General features: G+C 56.9%; 20 protein-coding genes and 2 pseudogenes. 4 read left to right on the top strand and 18 right to left on the bottom strand.

The window, feature by feature from the left end; all coding sequences use genetic code 11:
* Positions 1-10: 10 nt before the first annotated feature.
* From amoB to CC94_RS0114460, 3 genes are all read left to right on the top strand, one after another.
* Positions 11-1,234: a bacterial ammonia monooxygenase, subunit AmoB gene (gene amoB, locus CC94_RS0114470; protein WP_005370915.1), complete on the top strand. Its 1,224-nt coding sequence runs from the start codon at positions 11-13 to the stop codon at positions 1,232-1,234.
* A gap of 113 nt (positions 1,235-1,347) precedes the next feature.
* Positions 1,348-2,121, top strand: a complete 774-nt coding sequence (gene amoC / locus CC94_RS0114465; RefSeq protein WP_005370914.1) for a bacterial ammonia monooxygenase, subunit AmoC — start codon at positions 1,348-1,350, stop codon at positions 2,119-2,121.
* Between the two features lie 127 nt (positions 2,122-2,248).
* Positions 2,249-3,358 (top strand): MFS transporter, encoded by a 1,110-nt coding sequence (locus tag CC94_RS0114460; protein WP_245619759.1) that lies wholly within the window; start codon positions 2,249-2,251, stop codon positions 3,356-3,358.
* A gap of 152 nt (positions 3,359-3,510) precedes the next feature.
* Here the strand turns inward: CC94_RS0114460 and CC94_RS25300 are convergent.
* The 18 genes and pseudogenes from CC94_RS25300 to CC94_RS0114375 form a co-directional block, all read right to left on the bottom strand.
* Positions 3,511-3,909, bottom strand: a pseudogene (locus CC94_RS25300) (IS5 family transposase); the annotation flags it as partial.
* Entirely contained in the window at positions 3,801-4,277 is a 477-nt protein-coding gene (locus tag CC94_RS25295) for an IS5 family transposase (RefSeq protein ID WP_031429487.1), read from the bottom strand. The pseudogene CC94_RS25300 and the gene CC94_RS25295, both read right to left, overlap by 109 nt.
* Before the next feature lie 181 nt (positions 4,278-4,458).
* Positions 4,459-4,935: a 2-C-methyl-D-erythritol 2,4-cyclodiphosphate synthase gene (ispF, locus tag CC94_RS0114445; RefSeq protein ID WP_036304011.1), complete on the bottom strand. Its 477-nt coding sequence runs from the start codon at positions 4,933-4,935 to the stop codon at positions 4,459-4,461.
* Positions 4,932-5,624, bottom strand: coding sequence for a 2-C-methyl-D-erythritol 4-phosphate cytidylyltransferase (gene ispD, locus CC94_RS0114440; protein WP_031431361.1), 693 nt, complete (start codon positions 5,622-5,624; stop codon positions 4,932-4,934). Before ispD ends, ispF begins: the two co-directional genes overlap by 4 nt.
* Positions 5,625-5,687: 63 nt before the next feature.
* Positions 5,688-5,960, bottom strand: coding sequence for a cell division protein FtsB (gene ftsB, locus CC94_RS0114435; protein WP_005370906.1), 273 nt, complete (start codon positions 5,958-5,960; stop codon positions 5,688-5,690).
* Positions 5,961-6,017: 57 nt separating this feature from the next.
* On the bottom strand, positions 6,018-7,298 hold the full coding sequence (gene eno / locus CC94_RS0114430) for a phosphopyruvate hydratase (protein WP_005370905.1): 1,281 nt from the start codon (positions 7,296-7,298) through the stop codon (positions 6,018-6,020).
* A gap of 10 nt (positions 7,299-7,308) precedes the next feature.
* On the bottom strand, positions 7,309-8,142 hold the full coding sequence (gene kdsA / locus CC94_RS0114425; RefSeq protein ID WP_031431360.1) for a 3-deoxy-8-phosphooctulonate synthase: 834 nt from the start codon (positions 8,140-8,142) through the stop codon (positions 7,309-7,311).
* 19 nt (positions 8,143-8,161) lie between these two features.
* Positions 8,162-8,422 carry a Txe/YoeB family addiction module toxin gene (locus CC94_RS0114420; protein ID WP_005370903.1) on the bottom strand — a complete coding sequence of 87 codons (261 nt, stop codon included), beginning with the start codon at positions 8,420-8,422 and terminating at the stop codon, positions 8,162-8,164.
* On the bottom strand, positions 8,419-8,652 hold the full coding sequence (locus tag CC94_RS0114415) for a hypothetical protein (RefSeq protein WP_005370902.1): 234 nt from the start codon (positions 8,650-8,652) through the stop codon (positions 8,419-8,421). The genes CC94_RS0114420 and CC94_RS0114415 overlap by 4 nt, the downstream gene beginning before the upstream one ends.
* A gap of 54 nt (positions 8,653-8,706) precedes the next feature.
* On the bottom strand, positions 8,707-9,006 hold the full coding sequence (locus tag CC94_RS0114410) for a hypothetical protein (RefSeq protein ID WP_031431359.1): 300 nt from the start codon (positions 9,004-9,006) through the stop codon (positions 8,707-8,709).
* 169 nt (positions 9,007-9,175) lie between these two features.
* Complete coding sequence (locus CC94_RS0114405; protein ID WP_005370900.1) at positions 9,176-10,807, bottom strand: CTP synthase; 1,632 nt, start codon at positions 10,805-10,807, stop codon at positions 9,176-9,178.
* Positions 10,808-10,912: 105 nt separating this feature from the next.
* Entirely contained in the window at positions 10,913-11,209 is a 297-nt protein-coding gene (tilS, locus tag CC94_RS24825) for a tRNA lysidine(34) synthetase TilS (protein WP_245619810.1), read from the bottom strand.
* A gap of 141 nt (positions 11,210-11,350) precedes the next feature.
* Positions 11,351-12,231, bottom strand: a pseudogene (gene tilS, locus CC94_RS21645) (tRNA lysidine(34) synthetase TilS); the annotation flags it as partial.
* Between the two features lie 63 nt (positions 12,232-12,294).
* Complete coding sequence (gene accA, locus CC94_RS0114395; RefSeq protein WP_005370898.1) at positions 12,295-13,263, bottom strand: acetyl-CoA carboxylase carboxyl transferase subunit alpha; 969 nt, start codon at positions 13,261-13,263, stop codon at positions 12,295-12,297.
* Positions 13,264-13,523: 260 nt separating this feature from the next.
* Entirely contained in the window at positions 13,524-14,390 is an 867-nt protein-coding gene (locus CC94_RS0114390) for a YiaD family glycine zipper/OmpA-like lipoprotein (protein WP_031431358.1), read from the bottom strand.
* Between the two features lie 189 nt (positions 14,391-14,579).
* Entirely contained in the window at positions 14,580-16,985 is a 2,406-nt protein-coding gene (locus CC94_RS0114385) for a phosphoketolase family protein (RefSeq protein WP_031431356.1), read from the bottom strand.
* 11 nt (positions 16,986-16,996) lie between these two features.
* On the bottom strand, positions 16,997-18,184 hold the full coding sequence (locus tag CC94_RS0114380; protein ID WP_245619758.1) for an acetate/propionate family kinase: 1,188 nt from the start codon (positions 18,182-18,184) through the stop codon (positions 16,997-16,999).
* 139 nt (positions 18,185-18,323) lie between these two features.
* Positions 18,324-19,541, bottom strand: a complete 1,218-nt coding sequence (locus CC94_RS0114375; protein WP_031431353.1) for a UbiH/UbiF/VisC/COQ6 family ubiquinone biosynthesis hydroxylase — start codon at positions 19,539-19,541, stop codon at positions 18,324-18,326.
* A 432-nt stretch (positions 19,542-19,973) separates the two neighbouring features.
* Between CC94_RS0114375 and CC94_RS0114370 the strand changes: the two genes are divergently transcribed.
* Positions 19,974-25,481: a glutamate synthase-related protein gene (locus CC94_RS0114370; RefSeq protein WP_031431351.1), complete on the top strand. Its 5,508-nt coding sequence runs from the start codon at positions 19,974-19,976 to the stop codon at positions 25,479-25,481.
* Positions 25,482-25,521: the final 40 nt, after the last annotated feature.

Here is a 25,521-nt window from a genome sequence, read left to right as displayed (position 1 = left end):
AGATAGCAAGATGAAAATCAGAATTACAAAATGGGTTTACACCATCGGATTGATTATCATAGGTTTAGGCGGGCCAGTACAAACCGCTCTCGCCCACGGTGAGAAAGCTCTGGAACCGTTCATCCGGATGCGCACGATCCAATGGTATGACGTGGCCTGGTCCAAACAACAATTCAAGGTCAACGAGGAAGTAACCGTAAGCGGCCGTTTTCATGTCGCCGAAGACTGGCCGGTCAGCGTGCCGAAGCCGGATGCGGCGTTTTTAAATGTATCGACGCCGGGGCCGGTGTTGATCCGTACCGAGCGTTGGTTGAACGGCAAGCCGTGGGTCAACTCGGTGGCGCTGCAACCGGGCGGCGATTATGAATTCAAGATCGTGTTGAAAGGCCGTCTGCCGGGACGCTACCACATCCATCCGTTCTTCAATTTGAAGGATGCAGGTCAGGTAATGGGTCCGGGCGCTTGGCTCGATATTTCCGGGAATGCCGGCGATTTCAGCAACGAAGTCAGAACATTGAATGGCGAAATCGTCGATATGGAAAGCGTCGGTCTCTTCAATGGTATCGGGTGGCACCTGTTTTGGGGCGTGCTGGCGACAGCCTGGCTGCTTTGGTGGGTACGCCGGCCGCTGTTTATCTCCCGTTACCGGATGTTGCAGGCCGGCATGGAAGATGAACTGATCACAGTTAATGATCGCTTGATTGCCAAGGTCGTGCTGGCGGCAGTGCCCGTGGCTGTACTCGCCATCAACGCGGTCACGGTCAATCGCTACCCGAACGCGATTCCCCTGCAGGCGTCTCTGGACCAGGTATTGCCGCTGTCCGCCCAGGTCAATGCGGGCCAGGTCGATGCAGAAGCGGTCAAAGCCGAATATATCATAGCGAAGCGGATGATGATCTTTACCGTCAGGGTCAATAACCGCAGCGATAAGCCGGTTCAGCTCGGCGAATTCAATACCGCGAACGTCAGCTTTATCAATCCCGAGTTGCCGGCCGCCTCCCAGGTTTCGACGATCGAGGCAACTTTGAGGCTGGATGATAATACGCCGATTCGACCGGGTGAAGAGCGAACGATCTCCGTAACAGCGCAAGACGCCTTATGGGAAACCGAGAAGCTGGATGGCCTGATCAACGATGCGGACAGCCGCGTCGGTGGCCTGCTGTTTCTTTACGATAGCGAAAGCGGCGAGCGTTACATCTCGAGTGTATCCGCCGCCGTGATACCGAAGTTTTAATCATTCATTAGGAGACCTAGCGGACCTGGCGGCATTCCGTATGGCGCTCTCCAAGGTGGGGACGTTGACCGGCCAGAACGATAGCTCCCTATATCATCAAGAGGAGAACCCTTATGGCTACAACATCAGAAAATATGCCCGTTATCACATCAACCGGGAACCGTCTACCCTGGTATTTGCAGGATTTGCCACGATACCTGAAAACCTTCGGCGTGCTAACCGTCATGTATATCGGCTTGCGTCTGTACCAGGGCGCTTTTGCGGTCTCGGCAGGGCTCGATTCGACCGAGCCGGCGTTCGAGCAATACTGGATGCGGTTGTTTTATATTGAACTGGCGGTCATCGCGGTGGTAATGACCGGCCTGTGGTCTTATTTATGGCTTACGCGCGATCGGCAGCTGGACAAGCTATCGCCTAAGGAAGAGATTCGCCGCTATTTCACGCTGACGATGTGGATCAGCATCTATACCTTCGCCGTGTATTGGGCCGGCAGTTATTTTGCCGAACAGGACAATTCCTGGCATCAGGTCGCGATTCGCGATACGCCGTTCACCGCCAATCACATCATCGAGTTTTATTTCAATTTTCCGTTGTATGTGATTCTTGGCGGCTGTGCCTGGCTTTATGCCAGAACGCGGCTTCCCCTGTATGCGCAAGGCATTTCCCTACCGTTAACCTTGGCCGTGTTCGGCCCGTTTATGATCCTGGTCAGCGTCGGCTTCAACGAATGGGGACATACCTTCTGGTTTCGCGAAGAATTCTTCGCCGCGCCGATTCACTGGGGCTTTGTGATCGGCGTCTGGTTTGCCCTGGGGGTGGGCGGCATTCTTCTCCAGGGCGTCACCCGCTTAATCGACTTATTGGATAAGATTGAGGATGCGGAATAACGCCGGGATGAACATAAACAGAATAGATTCCGCGCCCCAGCGGTTGCACTATGCCTGGATCGTATTGGCAGTGACCTTTGCGTGTCTGTTTTTCGCCGCCACGCTCCGGTCATTGCCAGGCATCCTAATGCTGGCGCTGGAACACGAGTTCGGCTGGACCCGAGACACGATCAGCGGCGCCGCGGCGTTGAATCTGCTGCTATTCGGAATCTCCGGGCCATGGCTGGGCCGCTGGATGGATCTCTATGGACCCAAACGCGTATGTTTGGTCAGCATTGCGCTGCTGGCGCTCGCTGCCGGGGCTTGTACCATAGCCAGTGAACTATGGCAGTGGTATCTGCTGTGGGGAGTCATGGCCGGCATCGGCTCCGGAGGGACGTCAATCGTGCTGGGTTCGGCCTTGATCAACCGCTGGTTTACTGAGCATCGGGGATTGGCGCTCGGCGTGCTCGGCGCGGCGTTTTCATCGGGCCAACTGGTTTTCACACCGCTGCTGATGCAGATCAACATGGATTTCGGCTGGAGACCGACTCTTCTGCTATTGGCTGGACTGTTAGGATTATTGGTGTTGCCGCTCTCGGCCTATTGGCTCGCTGACGAACCTATCCTGAAAAGGTGTCGTCCATACGGTAATGCCGGCAATGAGATAAAGCACGTGCCGGCCGATCCCAGACCAATGCGCAAAGCGATACGTCAATCCCAGTTTTGGTTGTTGGCAGGCAGTTTCGCCATTTGCGGCTTCACTACATCCGGTCTATTCCAAACCCATCTGATTCCGCACGGTATCGAGCATGGATTTACAGAAATGGGGATGGCGGTATCACTGGGCTTGATGGGTGCGACTGACATTGTGGGCACCATCTTATCCGGCTGGCTTTGCGACCGTTTTGACAAAAGCAAATTATTGGCCATTTATTATGGCTTGCGCGGTCTGTCGCTAATGGGGCTGCTCTTCGTGGAGTCTATTGAACAAATGCTACTGTTTTCGATGGTTTATGGTTTGAACTGGCTCTCCACGGTACCCGCAACCTCGGCGCTGACCGCCGATTTGTTCGGCAAAAATAACGTCGGCGTCGTATTCGGTTGGATCTGCTGTGCCCATCAAGCGGGCGCCGCATTGGCTTCGTACTCAGCCGGCTACCTGCATAGCCGGCTGGGCAATTATCATCTGGCCTTTCTTTGCTCAGGCCTGTTTGCCTTATTAGCAGTGCTCATGGTTGTTAGAATTCGCAAATAAATTGAGATTCGGCGTTTTAGGAAAATATCCGGCGACAAATCGGTCACTGCTTCAGTCGGATAAGGGGAGAAAAGCAGACGGTTGAGAGGAAAAATAGTTAGCGACGAGTTTTGGGTCGATGACTGCTGCTCAACTTTTTCTAGATAGTGTCGTCATAAGATAGCTGTCCACAGGGCGATGCACCGGATCTGCACAGCGGCCAGGAACGATGCGGTGTTCTTGGCATAGCGTGTGGCAATACCTCGCCAGCGCTTGAGGTGCAAGAACGCGTTTTCTACTAAATGCCGCAGTTTGTACAGGTCGCGATCGTAGTCGCGGGGTTGTTTTCGATTGCGGCGTGGCGGAATGACCACCGTCATCTGATTTGCTTCGGCTTGGGCTACGATAGCATCGCTATCGTAGCCTTTGTCCGCCAATAAGTACTGAGCATCCACGCCTTCGATCAAGGCTGAAGCCTGCGAACAATCTGCTGTGGTACCTGCTGTAATAAGGATTCTGACCGGCATACCATGCGCATCCACGGCCAGATGTATCTTACTGTTGAGCCCCCTTTTGTGACCGCCATGCCCTGATTGCCGCCTTGCGCGCCGGTCGCATGCGGATGGACTTTGATGTGGCTGGCATCAATCATCAACCATTCATAGTCGGGTTCGGTGACCAACTGTTCCAACAGGGCTTCCCAGACGCCGTGATCTCGCCAACGGCAAAACCGGCGATGGGTGTTCTTCCAATCGCCATAGTCAGGTGGCAGGTCGCGCCATGGCGCACCGGTACGCAAAATCCAGAAGACCGCATTGATAAACAAGCGGTTGTCTCGCGCTTTTCCGCCCCAGGCCCCGGCACGGCCGGGCAGATGGGGTTCCAGTAAGCTCCAAACCGTATCGGAAATGTCATGGCGGCGGTGGGCAGGTTGGGACATGGCTCTTTAATCTCATCAGCAACGACAATCTCCGTATTATACCTGACAAAGACTTATCTTGTGACGACACTATCTAGCAAGCGATAAAAAAGTGACTTTTAGGCAGCGGTTCTGATGACATGCAATTCCAAATTACGAATCAATTGCTAATTTGCCATTCAACATCCACTTCCGAATACCCCTATTTTTTTTCTACCAACACCACCGCCTGCACCGCAATTCCTTCCTTACGGCCTTCGAAGCCGAGTTTTTCGGTCGTAGTCGCTTTCACATTGATGAAATCAACTTCGGTTTGTAAATCGTCGGCGATATTCCGGCACATCGCGGCGATATGGGGAGCCATTTTCGGGGCTTGCGCGATGATCGTGATGTCGGCATTGACCAGGGTATAGCCCCTATCACGAACGACGCCGTAAACATGGCGCAGCAACACTCGGCTATCGGCGCCTTTGAACTGCGGATCGGTGTCCGGAAAATGTTTGCCTATGTCGCCCAGCGCAGCTGCGCCCAGCAACGCATCGGCCAGCGCATGCAGCACCACGTCGCCGTCCGAATGCGCTTCCAGTCCTTTTTCGTAAGGAATCGTCACGCCGCCTAAAATGATGTGATCGCCCTCGTTGAAGCGGTGCACGTCATAGCCTTGCCCTACTCTGATCATTGTTGCTCCAGATAAAAGGTTGCCAGCGCCAGATCTTCGGGCCGGGTAATTTTGATGTTGTCGGCTCGTCCTTCGACGATTTTCGGCTTGAAGCCTTTCAGCTCAAGCGCACTGGCCTCGTCGGTGATTGCCGGGTTGCCTTCCGCTTCGGTCAACGCAGCCTTCAACATGCCGTAGCGGAACATCTGCGGGGTCAACGCGCGCCAGATATGGCGGCGGTCGAGCGTTCCGACGATTGAGCTTCCCTGCACATCCTTCAAGGTATCGTGCAAAGACAGCGCCAGAATCCCGCCGATCGGATCATCGGCCAGGGTATCGATCAGTTTACGGATATCTTCCGACGTGATACAGGGGCGAGCGGCATCATGCACCAGCACCCAGTCGCCGTCATCGGCTTGGCCGTGCAGGGATTTCAACGCGGACAGCACCGAATCGGCCCGTTCCTTGCCGCCGGGCGCGGTGATCACGCTTGGATGCCTCGATACTTCCAATTCGGGCCAGTAGGGATCCTCGGTCGAAACGGCCACCGCGACCGCACCGAACACGCCCGCCTCCAGCAAGCGGTTCAGGGTCCGCTCGATCACGGTCTTTCCGGCCAGTTCGAGATATTGTTTGGGACGGTCGGACTGCATGCGCTTGCCGACGCCGGCCGCCGGCACGACGGCCCAGAATTGGATTGACTCGGTCATCAAACAGGATTGATCAGCAGGGGAATCGCGTCAAAACGCATTCAACCCAATGGATGTTAGGGATTATTTTTCGATTACCTGAAAAAAAGTCTCGTCTTCGCGAATCATGCCCAATTCGTCGCGGGCGCGTTCCTCGATCGCTTCCTGGCCTTTGTGCAGGTCCCTGACTTCCGCATAAAGTTTCTCGTTGCGCTGGCGTTTTTCCTCGGCCAGCTTCTTCAGTTCCGCCAGCTGTTGTTGATAGGCGCGCGTTTCCTTCAGACTGCCGTCGCCGAGCCACAGGCGGTATTGAAAGTGGAGGATCAGCAGAATGATGACCGCAACGAGAAATTTCATGACGTCCGTTCAGGGCGCAGGCCGGCAAACATGCCGGCCTGCGCCCGTTTCCAGGATTTAGAGCGACTTGAATGCGCTACGGCCGGCATAGCGCGCCACGCCGCCCAGCTCTTCCTCGATCTTCATCAGGCGGTTGTACTTGGCGACACGGTCGGAGCGGCTGAGCGATCCGGTCTTGATCTGGCCGGTGCCGGTCGCAACGACCAGATCCGCGATCGTGGTGTCTTCGGTCTCGCCGGAACGGTGCGAAACGACCGCCGAGTAACCGGCTTTTTTCGCCATGTCGATCGCGGCCAGCGTTTCGGTCAACGTGCCGATCTGATTCACCTTGATCAGGATCGAATTGGCGATGCTCCGCTCGATGCCTCTGGCCAGAATCTTCGGATTGGTTACGAACAAATCGTCGCCGACCAGTTGGATGCGGCCGCCGAGTTTTTCGGTCATCAGTTTCCAGCCGTCCCAATCGTTTTCGTCGAAACCGTCTTCGATGCTGATAATCGGATATTTGTTGACCCAATCGACGAAGAAGTCGGCCATTTGCGCCGACGTGTACTGCTTGTTCTCGGACGCCAGATCGTAGACGCCGTCGCTGTAATATTCGGACGCGGCCGCATCCAGGCCCAGGTAAATGTCGACGCCCGGTTTGAAGCCGGCCTGTTCGATGGCCTGCAGGATCACGCCGATCGCTTCTTCGTTGGATGACAGGTTGGGCGCGAAACCGCCTTCGTCGCCGACCGTGGTCGCCAAACCTTTCGATTTCAATACTTTGGCCAGATTGTGGAACACTTCCGCGCCGTAGCGGATCGCTTCGCGGAAAGTCGGCGCGCCGACCGGCAAAATCATGAACTCCTGCAGATCGACGCTGTTGTCCGCATGCGAGCCGCCGTTGATGATGTTCATCATCGGCACCGGCATCACGAATTCGCCGGACTTGTTCAGATAACGGTACAGCGGCTGCTTGCTTTCCTGCGCCGCCGCGTGCGCCGCCGCCATCGAGACCGCCAGCAATGCGTTCGCGCCCAGACGCGACTTCGATTCGGTGCCGTCCAGTGCGAGCATCTTGTTGTCGATGCCTTCCTGATCGGCCGCGTCCATGCCGATGATCGCGCCGCGGATTTCGGTCTTGACGTTCTCGACGGCTTTCAACACGCCTTTGCCGAGATAGCGGGATTTGTCGCCGTCGCGCAGTTCGATCGCTTCACGTTCGCCGGTCGATGCCCCGGACGGCACCATCGCGCTGCCGACCACGCCGGACGCCAGTACCACATCGGCTTCGACGGTCGGGTTGCCGCGCGAATCCAGAACTTCTCTTGCACGAATATCTACTATTGCAGCCATTAATGTTTCCTTAGATTGTTGTTTCTATCAGGGGATGGGCTTTGACCGCCTGATCGATGGTTAATAAAACTTCGAGTAATTCTTTGATCCGGTGCATCGGCCACGAATTCGGGCCGTCGCTTTTCGCCTCGGCCGGATTCGGATGCGTTTCCATGAACAGGCCGGAAATGCCGACCGCCACCGCGGCCCGCGCCAGCACCGGCACGAATTCGCGCTGGCCGCCCGAACAGTTGCCCTGTCCGCCCGGCAATTGTACCGAGTGGGTCGCATCGAACACGACCGGGCAGCCGGTGTCGCGCATCACCGCCAGCGAGCGCATGTCGGAAACCAGGTTGTTGTAGCCGAACGACACCCCGCGCTCGCAGACCATGATCTTGTCGTTACCTGCGGCCTTCGCCTTGTTCGCGACATTCGCCATGTCCCAGGGCGCCAGAAACTGGCCTTTCTTGATGTTGACCGGAATGCCGCACGCGGCGACGTTCCGGATGAAATTGGTCTGCCGGCACAGAAACGCCGGCGTCTGCATCACGTCGACGACCTTCGCAACTTCGGCGAGCGGGGTGTCCTCGTGCACGTCGGTCAAAACCGGCACGCCGATTTCTTTTTTGACTTTGGCCAGAATTTCGAGCCCGCGCTCAATGCCGAGTCCACGGAAGCTTTCATGCGACGAACGGTTGGCCTTATCGAACGACGATTTGTAGATAAAAGGAATGTTCAGTTCCTGCGTCACTTCTTTCAAATAGCCCGCCGTATCGAGCGCCAGTTGTTCGCTTTCGATCACGCAGGGGCCCGCGATCAAAAACAGCGGCTTGTCGAGGCCGACTTCAAAACCACATAATTGCATGAGTGTTCTCGTTTTGTGACTACTTCTTGTAATGGTATTTACAACTGATAACAATCAACCTGCCATCCTGGATTTTATAAACCAAACGGTGTTCGTCATCGATTCGCCGCGACCAATAGCCTTGCAGTTCATATTTCAACGGCTCCGGTTTGCCCAACCCTTCATAAGGATTGCGGCAAATATCCTTGATCAGCGTGACGATGCGTTTATGGCATTTTTTGTCATCGATTGCCCACTGATTAAAATCATCAAATGCCGTGGCTTCGAAACTGATGATCACAATTTTTCTAAATCAATATCGATCAGACGGTTGCTTTCGATCTGCTCAATGGCGGCCAGCAGCCTCTCTTTATTTTCGGGGTTGGACAATAAATAAGCCGTTTCATCTTGCGCGACCTGCGTCACTTCGGAAATCGCGATTTCGATCGTTTGATGAGGAAACTGGGCTTTTATCGCAGCGATGAAGTTTTCATTCAGATCATCGCTATTGATTTTATAAAGCGTGTACATTGAACTTAGAGGTTTATTCTTTTGATGTAGTGGTATTTTCCGTTCATTTATTTTTTAAAACCGCTGCAATATCGATATATGTGATTGCTTATTATACTTCTGGCAATAAGGCATCAGAACTAGTGCAGCTTCCCTAGCTCTTTGAGGCCCAAATTCCTTTTCAATCTTTTCCAGTATAATTTTATATTGCAACAGACTACCGCTACGATTATAAGGCTCGCGAGTATTTAGTATGCTTTCAAGCCAATTCATTGTCATTTTTGCTGAAGTAGGTTTCATATCTTGGGGTACATGTTTAAGCCTACCTTCTTTGAATGCTTCATAACATTCCAGAATCATTGCTTTTGTGATCATTGCTAAATCTCCGTTCAGAGTTTACATTAAGCCGTGTAGGTCGGGCAGAGCTTTATTGCCCGACGTTTTAGGTATCGGTTGCACGAAATGTCGGGCACAAAAAAGCGTGCCCGACCTACTACACTACGCAGCTCAAAATTGTTGGGTTACGGCTATCGCCTAACCCAACCTACACAGTTATCTTTTTATGCTCCGCCGCCGCGATCACGAATCCCGAAAACAACGGATGCCCTTTGCGCGGAGTCGAGGTAAATTCGGGATGGAACTGGCAAGCCAGGAACCAGGGATGATCGGCGATCTCGATCACTTCGACCAAACGCCCATCGATCGATTTGCCGGAAAAGCGCAGGCCGGCCTTTTCGAGCTTATCGAAATACTGATTGTTGAACTCGTAGCGATGACGGTGACGTTCGGTAATCACGTCTTTCTGGTAGAGACGGAACGCCAGCGAATCGGCCTGCAGGCGGCATTGCTGACCGCCGAGGCGCATCGTGCCGCCCAAGTCGGAGTTTTGATCGCGCGTTTCGATCCGGCCGGCCTCGTCCATCCATTCGGTGATCAGGCCGATCACCGGATGCGGCGACTTCGGCAGGAATTCGGTGCTGTGCGCGCCTTCGAGTTTCGCCACGTCGCGGGCGAATTCGATCACTGCGACCTGCATGCCGAGGCAGATGCCGAGGTAAGGAATCTTGTTCTCGCGGGCGTATTTGACCGTGGCGATCTTGCCTTCCACGCCGCGCTCGCCGAAACCGCCAGGCACCAGGATCGCATCGACGTTCTTCAGCGCGCCGACGCCTTCGTCTTCGATCGTTTCCGAATCGATATAATGAATTTTGACCTTGTTACGAGTTTTGATGCCGGCATGAATCAGCGCCTCGTTAAGGGATTTGTACGAATCGGTATGGTCGACGTATTTGCCGACGATCGCGATGTTTACCTCATTGGTGGATGTGGTCAATGCATCCACCACGTTTTTCCACTCGGCCAGATTCGCGGGCGGCGCATTCAGGCGCAATTTGTTCACGACGATGTCGTCCAGGCCCTGTTCATGCAGTAAGAGCGGAATCCGGTAAATCGTATCCGCATCGACCGCCGAAATGACCGCTTTTTCCTCGACATTGGTAAACAAGGCGATCTTGCGGCGCTCGTTTACCGGAATCGGCTGTTCGGAACGGCAGATCAAAATGTCCGGCTGGATGCCGATGGTGCGCAGTTCCTTGACCGAATGCTGGGTCGGTTTGGTTTTGAGTTCGCCCGCCGAGCGGATATAAGGGACCAGCGTCAGGTGAATGAACAGCGAGCGCTCCGCGCCGAGGTCGACGCGCATCTGCCGGATCGCTTCGAGAAACGGCAACGATTCGATGTCACCGACCGTGCCGCCGACTTCGATAAGCGCGACATCTTTGCCCTCCGCGCTTTGCTCGATGCGGCTCTTGATTTCGTCGGTAATATGCGGAATCACCTGTACGGTCGCGCCGAGATATTCGCCCTTGCGCTCGCGGCGCAGTACGCTGTCATAGACCTGACCGGTGGTAAAATTGTTCTTCCGGGTCATCGTGGTTTTCAGGAAACGCTCGTAATGCCCCAGATCCAGATCGGTTTCCGCGCCATCCTCGGTCACAAACACTTCACCGTGCTGGAAAGGGCTCATCGTGCCCGGATCGACGTTGATGTAAGGATCCAGCTTGGTCAACGTCACTTTCAGGCCGCGCGCTTCCAGAATGGCCGCGAGCGAAGACGCCGCAATGCCCTTGCCGAGGGAAGAGACGACCCCGCCGGTGATAAAGATATATTTGGTCATGTAAAGATTGTTTACTTCGGATTTTAGACAGATGACGGGTATCAGAAGGGTGGCTATTCTAGCACCAAACAGGCACTATCGTCTTTAGCGATTTGCGCGCCCGGATCAATGACGGGCTAACGCCAGACGGAAACAGGGATACAGGCCTTCCCGGTAATAGTCGGCGCCGATCCAAAGGTCGGCGACCGCGGCCAGTTGGCCGTCGAGATAGAGCAAAGGAAGCGCAGCCCTTTCCCAAGGCGGCATACCGATCTCCTGATAGAGATTTTTCAAAAGATGATGACCACGGCGTCCGGGCAACGCGATCTTTTCTCCCCCGCTACGGAATTTGACGGTTACGGTTGACTGCCGCCAGACGGACTCGGGAATTCCGTCCGTCGAAACGACCCGATTCAGGGTCATGCGTTTGCCGATCATCAGCGATTCCTTTTCCTTCGGCCAATCCAGGGGCTGCAAATCCTCGACTTGCCCATTTCGCAGGCAATACAATCTGTTCCGGTAGCGGCGCATTTGACAGCCCTGCCCGTTCAGCACCGGATCGCTATCGCCGGCGGCGCCGATCACGTGATCGAACAACTGCGTCAGAAAAGCCTGGGACGGCATTTTCAAACCCATTTGCCCGAACCAGTGCCGGATGATCAACCGGCGCCTTCGAAGATCAAACGTGCCGAGCCGCTCGATATCCAGCGTGTTGTCGCGGGCGGAATGCACGAGAGCGAACGATTCGGCGGCAATCTCGGCCAGCACGGCATAAGCTTCCGCGCAATGGCCTGCCGCCCGACCCACGGTCCGATCGCAGGCCGGCCAGCGCTGTTTCAATAACGGCAGTACTTCGCGGCGCAGAAAGTTGCGGTCATACACGCTCTCGCGATTGGTCGGATCCTCGATCCAATCCAATCGATGCGCTAACGCATAGCGATCTATGTCTTGTTTCCGGACATGCAGAAACGGCCTGAGCAGCGTCCCCGGACCGAACGGCATGCTTGCCGGCATGCCGGCAAGCCCGGCAAACCGCCGCCCCGCAGCAACTGCAGCAGGACCGTTTCGAGCTGGTCGTCCCGATGCTGCGCCACCAGCAGCACATCATCCGGGCGCATCAACGGCTTCAGCGCCGCGTACCGGGCGTTCCTGGCCGCTTCTTCCGGGCTTTCACCCGGCCTGGGATGCGCATCCACGCGGCGCAGCAAAAAATCGACCCCAAGTCCGCGCGCCGTCGTTTCGGCATGGCGCGCCCAATCCTCGGCCTGCGCCTGCAGGCCGTGATGCACGTGCACCGCCGTAACTCTTTCACGCAGTTTCGGTTCCTGAGCGCACAGATGCAGCAGCACGTGCGAATCGACGCCGCCGCTATAGGCGAGAAAAATTTGCCGGGGAGACGCCCGGCACAAAGCGAGCGAAGACTCGATCAGCCGCGGCGTCAGCATGTGGGTTAAAATCTCGAGGTTCAAGAGCCCGGCATTAAGCCGGGCGGCGGAAATACCGGCTATTTATTTAACCGGCTCTTCGATGAAAGCGCCGAAATTCATCAGGCGCTGATAACGTTTTTCCAACAACTCGTCGATATCGAGCTGTTTCAGTTCTTCAAGATGGCGCTGTAGGGCTTCCTTCAAATTCTCGGCCACGCCGTGAAAATCCCGATGGCCACCGCCCACCGGTTCGCGCACCACTTCATCGAGCAGGCCCTGCTCGCGAATCCGGTCGGAAGTGATCCCCATCGCCTCCGCAGCAAGCTGCGATTTGTCCGCGCTTTTCCATAGGATCGAAGCGCAGCCCTCCGGAGAAATGACCGAGTAGGTGCTGTATTCCAGCATGATCAGACGGTCGCCGACGCCGATCGCCAACGCGCCGCCGGAACCGCCTTCGCCGGTCACGGTGCAAATGATGGGGGTTCCGAGTTTGGCCATTTCGAACAGGTTTTTCGCGATCGCTTCGCTTTGTCCGCGCTCCTCGGCGCCGATGCCGGGATAGGCGCCCGGCGTATCGATCAGGCAGATCACCGGCAATTGGAAGCGCTCGGCCATCTTCATCACGCGAAGCGCCTTTCGGTAGCCTTCGGGGCGCGGCATCCCGAAATTGCGGTAGATTTTTTCCTTGGTGTCGCGGCCTTTCTGATGCCCGATCACCACGACCGGCTCTCCGTCGAACCGAGCCAGGCCGCAAACGATCGCCGGATCGTCCGCATAAGCGCGGTCGCCGTGCAATTCATGAAAATCGGTGAACATCAGCTTGATGTAGTCGAGCGTATAAGGACGTCCCGGATGGCGGGACAATTGCGAAATCTGCCAGTCGGACAGCGTCGCGAAGATCGATTCGGTCAGTGCACGGCTTTTCTCTTCCAGTTGCTGGATGGCATCGGATATGTTGATGTCATTATCGAATTCCACATTACGAAGCTCGCGGATTTTGGCTTCCAGTTCGGCAATGGGCTGTTCGAAATCGAGAAATTTTAAATCCATGGGGTCTTGATCGATGAGGGTCTAAGTCTGTAAATAAAAACACCGGCCGCCCGAGAATGCGGCTAACGGGCAATGATTATACCCGATGCAGTAAGCGAATCGTAAATTAATCCCACGGAAAAACAATGTATCGTACTGCCGCTCAGTCCGGCCATGAGCCGGCAAAAAAAGCCCCTGCACAATCACGTTGCACAGGGGCCTGGCTCACGCAGCCGGAGAACTCGCCGGCCGAAACACATTCAGCGCGGATATCCGGAGGGCTATTGCGGGTAGCCTTGCTGCGGGTAGCCCTGTTGAGGATAGCCCTGCTGCGGATAACCCTGCTGCGGATAACCCTGCTGCGGATAACCCTGTTGCGGGTAGCCCTGCTGAGGATAGCCTTGCTGTTGCGGATAACCTTGCTGTTGCGGATAACCTTGCTGTTGCGGATAGCCCTGCTGTTGAGGCTGCTGCGGAGAGCCTTGCTGCGCGCCGGCATTGCTGTTCGCAACGATCGCCAGTTCGACACGGCGGTTTTGCGCGCGGTTTTCCTCGCTGGTATTCGGAAACTTCGGCATTCTCTCGCCCATGCCCTGCTGTTTCAGACGGGAAAAGTTCACGCCGTGCTGTCCGAGATAATCGGACACGCTGGCAGCGCGTTGTTCCGACAAACGCTGATTATAAGTATCCGAGCCAATGTCGTCGGTATGGCCGGTAACGGTAATCGTCGATTCAGGATATTGATTCAGGATAGTGGCCACCGTATTCAGCGCGGACTGCGCTTGGGGGGTCAACGTCGATGAATTGAAGGCGAACGTCACGTTTTCCGGCATGTTCAGATTCAAGGTGTTCTCGGCGGTTCTCTGCACTTCGATGCCGGTACCCTGCAAAGACTGCTCCATTTGTTTCTGCTGATGATCCATATAAGCACCGACGGCCGCACCGACCAGACCGCCGGCCAAAGCCCCCCAGCCGGCATTCTTCAGATCGTTGCCGCCGAAAGCGGTGCCGATCGCCGCACCGGAAGCCGCGCCGATGCCTCCGCCCATAGCAGCCTTGCTGAGCGAAGACTGGCCGGTGTAAGGATCGGTGACGCAAGCCGATAATAATACGGAACTGATCGCTGTGATTAATAAGGTTTTTTTCATATTTGCCTCGGTCATGGGGTGAATAGTGGGCGACCTTTTATATTGAAGCCGATAAAACGTATTTTCAGAAAATTTGCCTAGTTTGACATTAATTTCCGAAAAGTTCTTAATAATTATACTAACAGATTCTAAACGGATACTGAACAACCGCGCCGGATTCGAACATGAACTTAGCCGCATAAGGACGCCTTAGCCAGCTTGCATCTGCAAACCTGCCGTCTCCGCAGGCCATTTCCATTCGCGGATCTCCGGCATGTCCTCGCCGTGGATCCGGATATAGTGCTTGTGGTCTATCAGTTTGCCCTTGAAATATTGTTTCAGATAAACCGCCCGCTCTTTTAACCGAGGCACTCTGTCGATCACATCGATCGCCAGATGGAAGCGGTCGATATCGTTCATGACGACCATATCGAAAGGCGTCGAAGTCGTGCCTTCTTCCTTATAGCCGCGCACATGCAGATTCTCATGGTTGGGGCGGCGGTAAGTCAGCCGGTGGATCAGCCAGGGATAGCCGTGATAAGCGAACACGATCGGCTTGTCGGAAGTGAACAGTTGTTCGAAATCGCGGTCGGACAGCCCATGCGGATGCTCGCCCGGCGGCTGCAGCTTCATCAGGTCGACGACATTGATGACCCGGATTTTCAGGTCGGGAATCTGGGTCCGCAGGATGTCGACCGCCGCCAATGTCTCCAGCGTCGGCACGTCGCCGGCGCAGGCCATCACCACATCGGGTTCTTTACCGAGGTCGTTGCTCGCCCATTCCCAGACGCCGATGCCGGCGTGGCAGTGCTTGATTGCCTGGTCCATCGTCAGCCACTGCGGCGCCGGCTGCTTGCCGGCGACGACCACGTTCACGTAGTTGCGGCTGCGCAGCACGTGATCGGTCACGGACAGCAGGGTATTCGCATCGGGCGGAAAATAAACGCGCACGACCTCGGCTTTCTTGTTCACAACATGGTCGATGAATCCCGGATCCTGATGCGAAAAGCCGTTATGGTCCTGGCGCCAGACGTGCGAAGTCAGCAAATAATTCAATGAAGCGATCGGCCGCCGCCAGGGTATGTGGTTACAGGTTTTCAACCATTTCGCATGCTGGTTGAACATCGAATCGACGATGTGGATGAACGCTTCGTAACAGGAAAAAAAGCCGTGCCGCCCGGTCAGCAGGTAGCCTTCCAGCCAGCCCTGGCAGGTATGCTCGCTGAGAATCTCCATGACCCTGCCGTCGCGCGCCAAATCGGTGTCTTCCGGCAGGATTTTTTCCTCCCAAACCCTGGGCGTCGCCTCGAAAACGGCATCCCAGCGGTTCGAGGCCGTTTCGTCGGGACCGAAAATCCGGAAGTTGCGCTGTTCGAGGTTGCCCCTCATCACGTCGCGCAAAAACTTGCCCATCACCCGCGTCGCTTCCGCCTCGACCGCTCCGGGTGCAGGGATTTCCAGCGCATAGTCGCGAAAATCGGGCAGCCGCAGATCGCGCAGCAACACGCCGCCGTTCGCATGCGGATTATCGCTGATCCGGCGCTGGCCGCGCGGCGCAAGCTCCAGTAACTCGGGTTTCGGCGTCCCCTGCGCATCGAAGAGCTCTTCGGGACGGTAACTCAGGAGCCATTGTTCGAGCATCTCGATGTGCGCCGGATTATCGGCCAGATTGGCCAGCGGCACCTGATGCGAACGCCAGAAATCCTCGGTTTTCTTGCCGTCTACACTCTCAGGGCCGGTCCAGCCTTTCGGGGTACGCAGGATAATCATCGGCCACTTCGGGCGGCTCCAGGATTGGCCGGAGCGTACCGTTTGCTGTATCGCCCGGATCTCGTCCAGGCACCGGTCGAGCGCCTCGGCCATACGCGGATGCACCGCCGCCGGATCGCTGCCTTCGACCAGATAAGGCCGGTAGCCGTAGCCTTCGAAGAGCTTGATCAACTCGTCCTGGTCGATCCGGCTCAAAATCGTCGGGTTCGCGATCTTGTAGCCGTTCAGATGCAGAATCGGCAACACCGCCCCGTCCCGCGCCGGATTCAGGAATTTATTCGAATGCCAGGAAGCCGCCAAAGGGCCCGTTTCGGCCTCTCCGTCGCCGACCACGCAACAGGCGATCAGGTCGGGATTGTCGAATACGGCCCCGTAGGCATGCGACAACGCATAGCCGAGCTCGCCGCCTTCATGGATCGAGCCGGGCGTCTCCGGCGCGACATGGCTCGGGATGCCGCCCGGAAACGAAAACTGCTTGAACAGGGCACGCATCCCCTCGCGATCCAGCGAAACGTTCGGATAACGCTCGCTGTAAGTGCCTTCCAGCCAAGCGTTCGCGACCATCGCCGGCCCGCCGTGCCCCGGGCCGCAGATAAAGATCATGTTCAGATCGTGCGCCTTGATCAGACGGTTCAGGTGCACATGGATGAAATTCAACCCTGGCGTCGTACCCCAATGCCCCAACAAACGCGGTTTGATGTGTCCGAGCGCCAACGGCTCGTTGAGCAGCGGATTGTCGAGCAGATAGATTTGCCCGACCGACAGATAATTTGCCGCGCGCCAATAGGCATCCATCCGGCTCTGCATTTCGGGGGAAAGCGTTGCATGTTCTGAAGCGGTTTTCACGCGTATTCTCCTTAAGATCGATATTCCAAACGGTTTAAAATCTGCGCCGCAATCTCGCGCTCTTCTTCGGCATGGATAACCAGGATTCGCGGCTTTTTGATGGGACTGCCGATATCCCGGTCATGTTCCGAGACCCGCAGGTTGGCTTCAACATCGATCGCGAAACCGAGCCGGTCGAGCCCTTCGGCAATTTTTTGCCGGATCAGGGGCGCGTGCTCGCCGATGCCGCCGGTGAAAATCAGCGCATCCACATCGCCGAGCACCGCGCAGAGCGCCCCGATATATTTTCTGATCCGGTAGCAATAAATGTCGACGGCCAGCCGGGCCCGCTGATCGCCGTTTTCGGCCAGCCGCAAGACTTCGCGCATGTCGCCCGCCCCGCACACGCCCAACAGGCCGCTTTCGCGGTTGAGCAAACGGTCCAATCGGTCCGCCGTCCAGCCTTCTCTGAGCAGAGTCACCGGAATCATCGGGTCGATGTCGCCGCTGCGGGTCGTCATCATCAGACCTTCGGTCGGCGAGAATCCCATCGAAGTGTCGACGCCTCTGCCGCCGAGTACCGCAGTCGCACTGGCGCCTCCGCCCAGATGCAAAATGATGCAATTGATATTGGCGCGGTCCTTCGACAAGAGCGTAGCGGCCCTTGTAACGCTGTATTGGCAGGAAATGCCGTGAAAACCGAAGCGGCGAAACTCGACATTGCCCGACAATGCAGGAGGAATAGGGTAGCGGCTCGCATGTTCAGGCATTTGCCGATGGAAAGCCGTATCGAAAACCGCATATTGCGGGATTTCCGGAAACGCGGCCTCCGCCATTGAAACGCCGAGACGGTTCAGCGGATTATGCAGCGGCGCATAAGCATCCAGTTCCGCAAGACGGGCCGACACCTCGGAAGTCATCCGAGTCGCACAGGTAAAGTCGCCGCCTCCATGCACGACCCGATGACCGATCGCCCCCAAGGGGGCTTGCAGGTCCGGCAGCTGTTCCCGCCACTCGTCGAAAACTGCGGACAAGGCTTGCCTGGCCATCGCGTTCTCGGGAATATGCCGCTCGATGTCCTTTCCCCGGCTATCCCGACCTTTCAACCGAATGCCGCCTCCGTTTCCGTAATCGGCATTCATTCGCGCGATCTCCCGCAAACTCGAATCGAACAGCCGGGTTTTGACCGTGGCGCTGCCAACGTTTATGATCAGCAGCATGAATTCATCGGAACGCATGGACAAGAATTATCGCATTTAAATTTAACGAGCAAATGAAATAGGCACAAGCCGGCAGCCGCAGCCGCCCGGAGCGCCGCAAACGGCGGCCCCGCGCCAGCAGGATCATACCGGCAGGGAATTAGATGAACGGCTCGCCGCGCGCCAGCCTGGGAAGATCGCCCGCGATTCCCATCGCGCTGCGCATCACCAAATTCTTTGCGGGCAAGATCCGTTCGGCCAATCCCAGGCCGAGATTACGCAAAAATTTGACCGGCGGCAGATCGTTGCTGAAGACCCGGTAAAACGCGTCCATCACGGTCATCATTTTCAGATTTTCGTTCCGGCGCATTTTTTCGTAGCGCTTCAATACCGCGGCATCGGCGATGTCCTCGCCTTTTTTATCGGCATCGAGCAGCACTTCGGCAAGCGCCGCCGCATCGAGAAAACCGATATTGACGCCCTGCCCGGCCAAAGGGTTGATCATGTGCGCCGCGTCCCCGACCAGCGCGACGCCGGGTTTGACATAATGCTGCGCGTGCTGGCGCTTCAGCGGGAAGCTGGCCCGCCCCAGCACTTTGTTGATCTTGCCGAGACAATCGGGGAAAGCGGCTTGCAACTCCCTCAACAAGTCCTCGTCGGCCAACGCTTTTAAACGGTTGACCTGATCGGGAGAATTGTACCAGACGATCGATCCGTAATGCCCGGTCAAGGGCAGAAATGCTTGCGGTCCGCTCGGCACGAAGCGCTGCCAGGTAATATCCTGCTGCCCGTAGGCGGTTTCGACATAGATCACCAGCGCATGCTGTTGATAATCCCAGCCGGTCACCCCGAGGCCCACCGTTTGCCTAACCCTGGACTGGCCGCCGTCGGCCGCGACCAATACCCTGGCCGACAACACGCGCCCGTCCGCGAGTTCGAGCTCGGACACCTTGCCGGGCTGATAACGGATTTTGCTCACCTCGACCCGGTAAATGACTTCGACGTTTTCGAACGCCTCAAGACGCTCCAGCAGTGCCAATTGGGTGATCCGGTTTTCGACGATATGGCCCAGCTCGCGTTCTCCGATGTCGTCGCTGCGGAACTCGGTATCGCCCGCCGTTTCCCAGACCCGCATCCGTCTGAAGGGGCAAAACCGGCGACTTTCGACGCCTTGCCAGGCGCCGACCGCCGCCAAAATGTTTTTCGAGGCGATGCTGAGCGCCGAAACGCGCAAATCGTGCGGCTGTTCCGGCGAGAAAGGTTCGGGCGGCGCGCTCTCGATCACCGCAACTTTCAGGCGACCGCCGCCCAATCCGCAACCGACCGCCGCACCGACCATACCGCCGCCGACAACCACCACATCAAAATCTTCTTTCATGTTTCCGAAAAGTACTGTATGCCTAATAAACCGGACCCGAACATGGCTCAAAACGTTTTCCCGCCCTGTTCCACCCGACTTTACAGCGCCATTAAGCCCTTGTCCAATAAATATTTTGTATCCGAAACAGGGCCGATTCCCCGCTCGACAAGCATACGATTCGGTGATATAAGCAACAAAATCCGTGACGGTAACACCCTACTATCGTAAACGATTCGACGGCCTTCCGATGCCTTGCAGAGTTCGAGTAACCCATGACAAACCCGGACAAATCTGTTAGCATTGGCAGGTTTCACTAGATGAATTTCTTTGGCAAAGAAAATATCGTAACGGACTCAATGCGCCGGTTTTCGCCCGGCTTACTCTATCACGCATTGAAATAAAACGATCAATTATGGCCGCCTGCGCGGCATAATTAGGACGGGCTGAACTATGAACAACAATTCCCGAATGAGCGACCAGCAACCCTTACTCTACGATGCCGATTTATCCCAGGATAGCTGCGGCGTGGGTTTCATCACCCATAAGCAAAGCATACAGACGCACGACATTTTGGTCAAAACGCATGAAGCGCTGTGTACGATCCCGCATCGGGGAGGGATGAGTTCGGAAGGAGTCGGCGACGGCGCCGGAATCAATATCGACTTATCGCTGAAATTCTTCCGCAAGATTACCGGTTTGAATGACCTGGAACTCGGCCGATTCGGCGTTGCGAATTTCTTTTTTCCGGAAGATCACGATCACTACGACTCGGTTACCTCGGAACTGATCGAGCGCCATTTCAGAGAAGCCAAGCTGCCGATCATCTTATGGCGTAATGTACCGGTCGACAACTCGGTCCTGAACCAAGCCGCGGTCAAGGCGCAGCAGCCGATCAAGCAGGTCGTGTTCGGCCGCCCGGAGCATTTGAAGTCGGCTAGCCATGACGAGTACGAAAAGTATATTCAGGCGGCTCTGCTGGATCTCGAAAAGGAAGGTTTTACCCGTCCGGAGCTGAACGGCTTTTATCCGCTGTCGATGAGCTCCCGCACCCAGGTCTACAAGGGCCGGCTGAATTCGTTCGAAGTGATTCCGTATTTCAAAGACCTGTACGATACCGACCACGAAGTCAGTACGCTGTTTTTCCACACCCGGTTTTCGACCAACACCGCGCCGGCCACGATGATGGCGCAGCCGTTCCGCTACATGGCGCACAACGGCGAACTGAATACCGACAAGAAAAACCGGCTCAGCGAAAACGCGATCGCGCGCCAGCACAACAAGCACATCTGCTTTCCGTGCGGCCAGTCCGACTCTGGCCGCCTGGATCAGACCTTGACCCGGCGGATCAACGAAGACGACCTGGACATCGTGACCGCGGTGCTGGCGATGATGCCGCCGGCCTGGGAAAACGACACCACCCTGTCGCCGGAAGTGCGCGCGATGCTCGAATACTTCAGCCTGTACGAAGAAAAGAACGACGGCCCCGCCGCGCTGATCTTCAACGACGGCATCCGCGTCGGCGCGCGCCTGGACCGCCTTGGCCTGCGTCCTCTGCGCTCGGTCGAAACCAAGGAATACCTCGCCGTGATGTCCGAAGCCGGCCAGATCGACTTCCCGCCGAAGGAAGTGCTGACCCGCGGCCGGATCGAGGCCGGCGGCATGCTCTACTTCGACCACAGCACCGGCGAAAAATATAACAGCCATCAGGTGATGGAAAGGCTCGCGAAGGAAAAAGACTACCGGGCTCTGCTGAAGCAGCGCAGCCTGCACTTGGCCGAACTACCGAAGGTCGAGCTGGCCGAACTGAGCAACGACCATGAATTCAATTTCGACCAGCGCCATACCGCCTACTCGCTGAACCAGGAAAGCTTCAAGTTCCTGCTCGACCCGATTCTGCAGACCGGCGCCGAAAAAGTCTCCGCGATGGGCTACGGCCTCGCCCCGAACGCGCTGTCGAGCGCAGAAGGCGGCATGTCGCGCTATTTCAGCCAGCGTTTCGCGCAGGTCACCAATCCGCCGCTCGACTCGATTCGCGAAAGCGACGGTATGACATTGCGCGTCGCGTTGGGCGCCAAGCCGACCTTTTCGGACGAATACAGCAAGCAACTGGTGATCGACTCGCCGATCCTGCAGCGCACCCAGCTCGAACAGATCCGCCGCGAGCCCCAGGTCAGCACGGTCACGCTGGACATGCTGTACCGGCCGGATTTCGACGACGCGAAGCGTAACGAAGACGCGCTCGAAGCGGCACTGCTGAACGTCTGCGCGCAGGTCGAACAGGCCGCCCGCAACAATGTCGGCATCGTCATCCTAAGCGACGTGAAGATCGGCCGCGAGCTGGCCGCGATTCCGGCATTGCTGATGATCGCCGCCGCCAACCAGCATCTGGTCAGGATGGGCCTGCGCTTCAACTCCTCGCTGATCGCCGAGACCGGCCAGGCCGCGAGTCCGCACGACGTCGCGACGATTCTGGGCTTCGGCGCCTCCGCAATCTGCCCGATCAGCGTGCATAACCGCGTGATCACCGATTTCGTACCGGCCGACCATCAAAAAGCGCTCGACAAATTCCAGAAAGGCGTCGAAAAATCGCTGATGAAGACGATGGGCAAATTCGGCCTGTGCACGGCCGAAAGCTACATCGGCGGCGAATTTTTCGAATCGAATTATATCGACACCGAAGAGCCGGGACTGGCGCCTTACTTTCCGAACATTCATTCGTCGGTCGGCGGCGCGCGCTTTTCCGACATCGCCGCCAGCGCGGCCGGATGGCATCAAAAGGCGCTCAGTGTACAGGAGGAAAAGGATATTCCGTTCCTCGGCCTGTTCAAGGAGCGCCAGGACGGTGCGGGGCACTCGTACGGCAACACCGCGGTGCGCGAATACATCAACATGACCGACGAGCCGATCCTGTACATTCCGCAAGATAAATCGCCGGAAGCCTCCGACACGGCCTATACCGATTTCGGCTATACGAAGCGCACCCCCGAACAGATCGACAATTTCGGCATTACGCCCGCCTACCGCAGCTTCACGAAGAACCTATACCTGGAACGCGAATCGCGGCCGGCGGCACTGCGCGACATCATGGATTTTCCGGCCGACGTGACGCAGGCGGAAACCGCGCAGGATTTCGACCGGATTCTGGGCAAGCAAAACCTGCGCGGCAACATCAATTACCTGATCCGCGGCCTGGACGTCAGCAAGACCGGCGAAAACGCTTTTGCCGTTAAACTGACGTCAAATACTTCTACTTCGAAAGCGCGCCTGGAGCAACTGGCCGAGCACTTCAAGACCCGCTTCGCCGGCACCGCATTTACCGCCGCGATCGAAAGCGACGCGCTGACATTGAAACTGGAAGACGCTGACAGCCTGTTCGCGAACTATCTGAACAGGATCCGGGCCGCCCGCGAACCGATCGCGCTAGCCGAGGTCCAACCCGCGCACGAAATCACCCCGACGCTCGCGTCCGGCGCGATGAGCCACGGTGCTTTGCTCGCCGAAGCGCACGAAACGGTCGCCCAAGGCTTCAACATCGTGGGTTCTTTGAGCAACTGCGGCGAAGGCGGCGAGCATTCGAGTCGCTTCAACACGCTGAAATCCTGCAACATCAAGCAGTTCGCCTCCGGCCGTTTCGGCGTCTGGGCCGGCTATCTGGCCGATCCGAACCTGCGCGAGATCGAGATCAAGATCGCGCAGGGCGCAAAACCGGGCGAAGGCGGCCAGTTGCCGGCACCGAAAGTCACGGTCGAGATCGCGGCGTTGCGCGGCGGCACGCCGAAGGTCGAGCTGGTCAGCCCTCCCCCGCATCATGACACTTATTCGATCGAAGACCTGGGGCAATTGATTCACGATGCAAAAGCCGCCCGCGTTAAAGTCGGTGTCAAGTTGGTGTCGTCCGAAGGCATCGGCACGATCGCGGTCGGCGTCGCGAAAGCCGGCGCGGACGTGATCAACGTCGCCGGCAACACCGGCGGTACCGGCGCGGCGGCGGTCACCAGCCTGAAAAACAGCGGCCGCTCGCCCGAAATCGGCATTGCCGAAGTGCATCAGGCGCTATCGGTCAACGGTCTGCGCGACAAGGTGATTCTGCGCTGCAGCGGCGCGCACCAAAGCGGCCTCGACGTCGTCAAATCGGCGATTCTGGGCGCCGATTCGTTCGAATTCGGCACCACCGCGCTGATGATGCTGCGCTGCGTGATGGCGAAAAACTGCAACGTGAAATGCCCCGCAGGGCTGACCACCGTGCATGAAGAGTTCAAGGGCGATGCACGCGTGTTGGCGCAGTACCTGATGAACCTCGCGCATGAAGTCCGCGAAATCCTGGCCGTACTCGGCTACAAGAGCCTTGCGGAAATCCGCGGCCAGACCGGCCTCCTGCACCTGATCGAGCATCCGTCGCTGATCGGCCAGGTCGACCTACGCAAGATGTTGGCGTATGTCGATGTAGTCAAGATCGCCAACCCGGTCTATCTCGAAGCGAATTTCGCCATCGACGACAAGATCATCGAAAAGGTCAAGGCCGAGCTGATCGAAAAAGGCCAGCCCCAGGTCGTGATCGAAGGCAGCGAGTTCAAGCTGAATAACCGCCACAAGACCATCGGCGGCCAGACCGCGATCGATATCGAACGGATGCTCGCTTATGAGCTGTCCGAACAGCAGATTGCGAAGGCTAAGCCGATCTACCTGAACCACGGCAAGGGCCACCGCGCCGAGGGCCGCCGTTATCTGGCGTCCGAGACGATCGTGATCCGTACCACCGGCTCGGCCGGCCAAAGTTATGCCGCATTCCTGAATGACGGCATGCGCATGGAACATCTCGGCACCTGTAACGACGGCGTCGGCAAATCGATGTGCGGCGGCCTGTTGATCGTCGAATCGCCCGGCGGCGGTGTCAAAACACCCGGCAACAACGTGCTGATCGGCAATTTCGCGCTGTTCGGCGCGACCGGCGGCAAGGCGTTCATCAACGGCGAGGCGGGTGACCGTTTCGCGGTGCGCAACTCGGGCGCGATGGCGGTCGTCGAAGGCGTGGGCGATTTCGGCTGCGAATACATGACCAACGGCGCGGTGCTGAACATCGGCGGATTCGGCAAAGGCTTCTGCAACGGGATGTCCGGCGGCAACGCCTACCAGTACGACCCGGACAACCGGCTCGAAAACCTGTACGACAAATCGTCCGTGGAACTGCGCCGCCTGAGCGAAGACAGCGATGTCGCCCGCGCGCATGAGCAGTTCGTGATTTCCATGCTGGAACAGCATGCCGACTACGCGAATTCGAGCAAGGCCAAAAACCTGCTGAACAACTGGACGAACGAGCGCGAGCATTTCAAATTCGCGCTGCCTTTGTGGCTGAACAAAACGCAGTCGGCCGTATTCCTGCAAAAAGCGATGGACCGCAAGGAAATGATCGAGGAATTGTCGGTCGAACTGGCGCGCCGGCAGATCGAACAGGTCCGGGAAGCGTACCGGACCGCCAGCCCGCTGTTCGGCGGCGCGATTCCGGCTTACGGGTCGACCGACACCGACCTCACCTTCAAGCTGGTCAACAGTTTCATGGTGCTCGAAAAGGCGCAGCAAGTCGCGCAGGAGATGCTCAAACACTTGCCCGAAGCGCAACGCACTCCGGCCCGAATCGAACAGGCCGCGCGCAAACTGATCGTCGAGCGCCCGCGCAAACTGCAGGATACGCTGGTCAAGACCACCCGCGAAGCCTACAGCAATTACACGGACGAACAGTTGTCCTGGCTGCTGGCGGATAAACGGCTGAACGATTACAAAACCGCCCTGATCAACCGCTCGGTGCAAAGCATTTATTCGATCGGTTCCACCGCCTGGATTATCGAGCAGGATCAGGTGAACAAGGCAGCACTGGCGGGCATTCCTTCGATCGAGCAATATCTGGCCAGTCTCGCCGGCCTGAGTATCGTGCAAGGCATGTTGAACGAACAGGCGGCCTAATCTCGCACCCGTAATTTCTTCGAGCTGCGCTCCCTCGGAT

This window comes from Methylomicrobium agile, assembly GCF_000733855.1.
GTDB lineage: Bacteria > Pseudomonadota > Gammaproteobacteria > Methylococcales > Methylomonadaceae > Methylomicrobium > Methylomicrobium agile.
The sequence above is the reverse complement of the archived record's forward strand: the minus strand, read 5'-3'. Positions and strand labels throughout refer to the sequence as shown.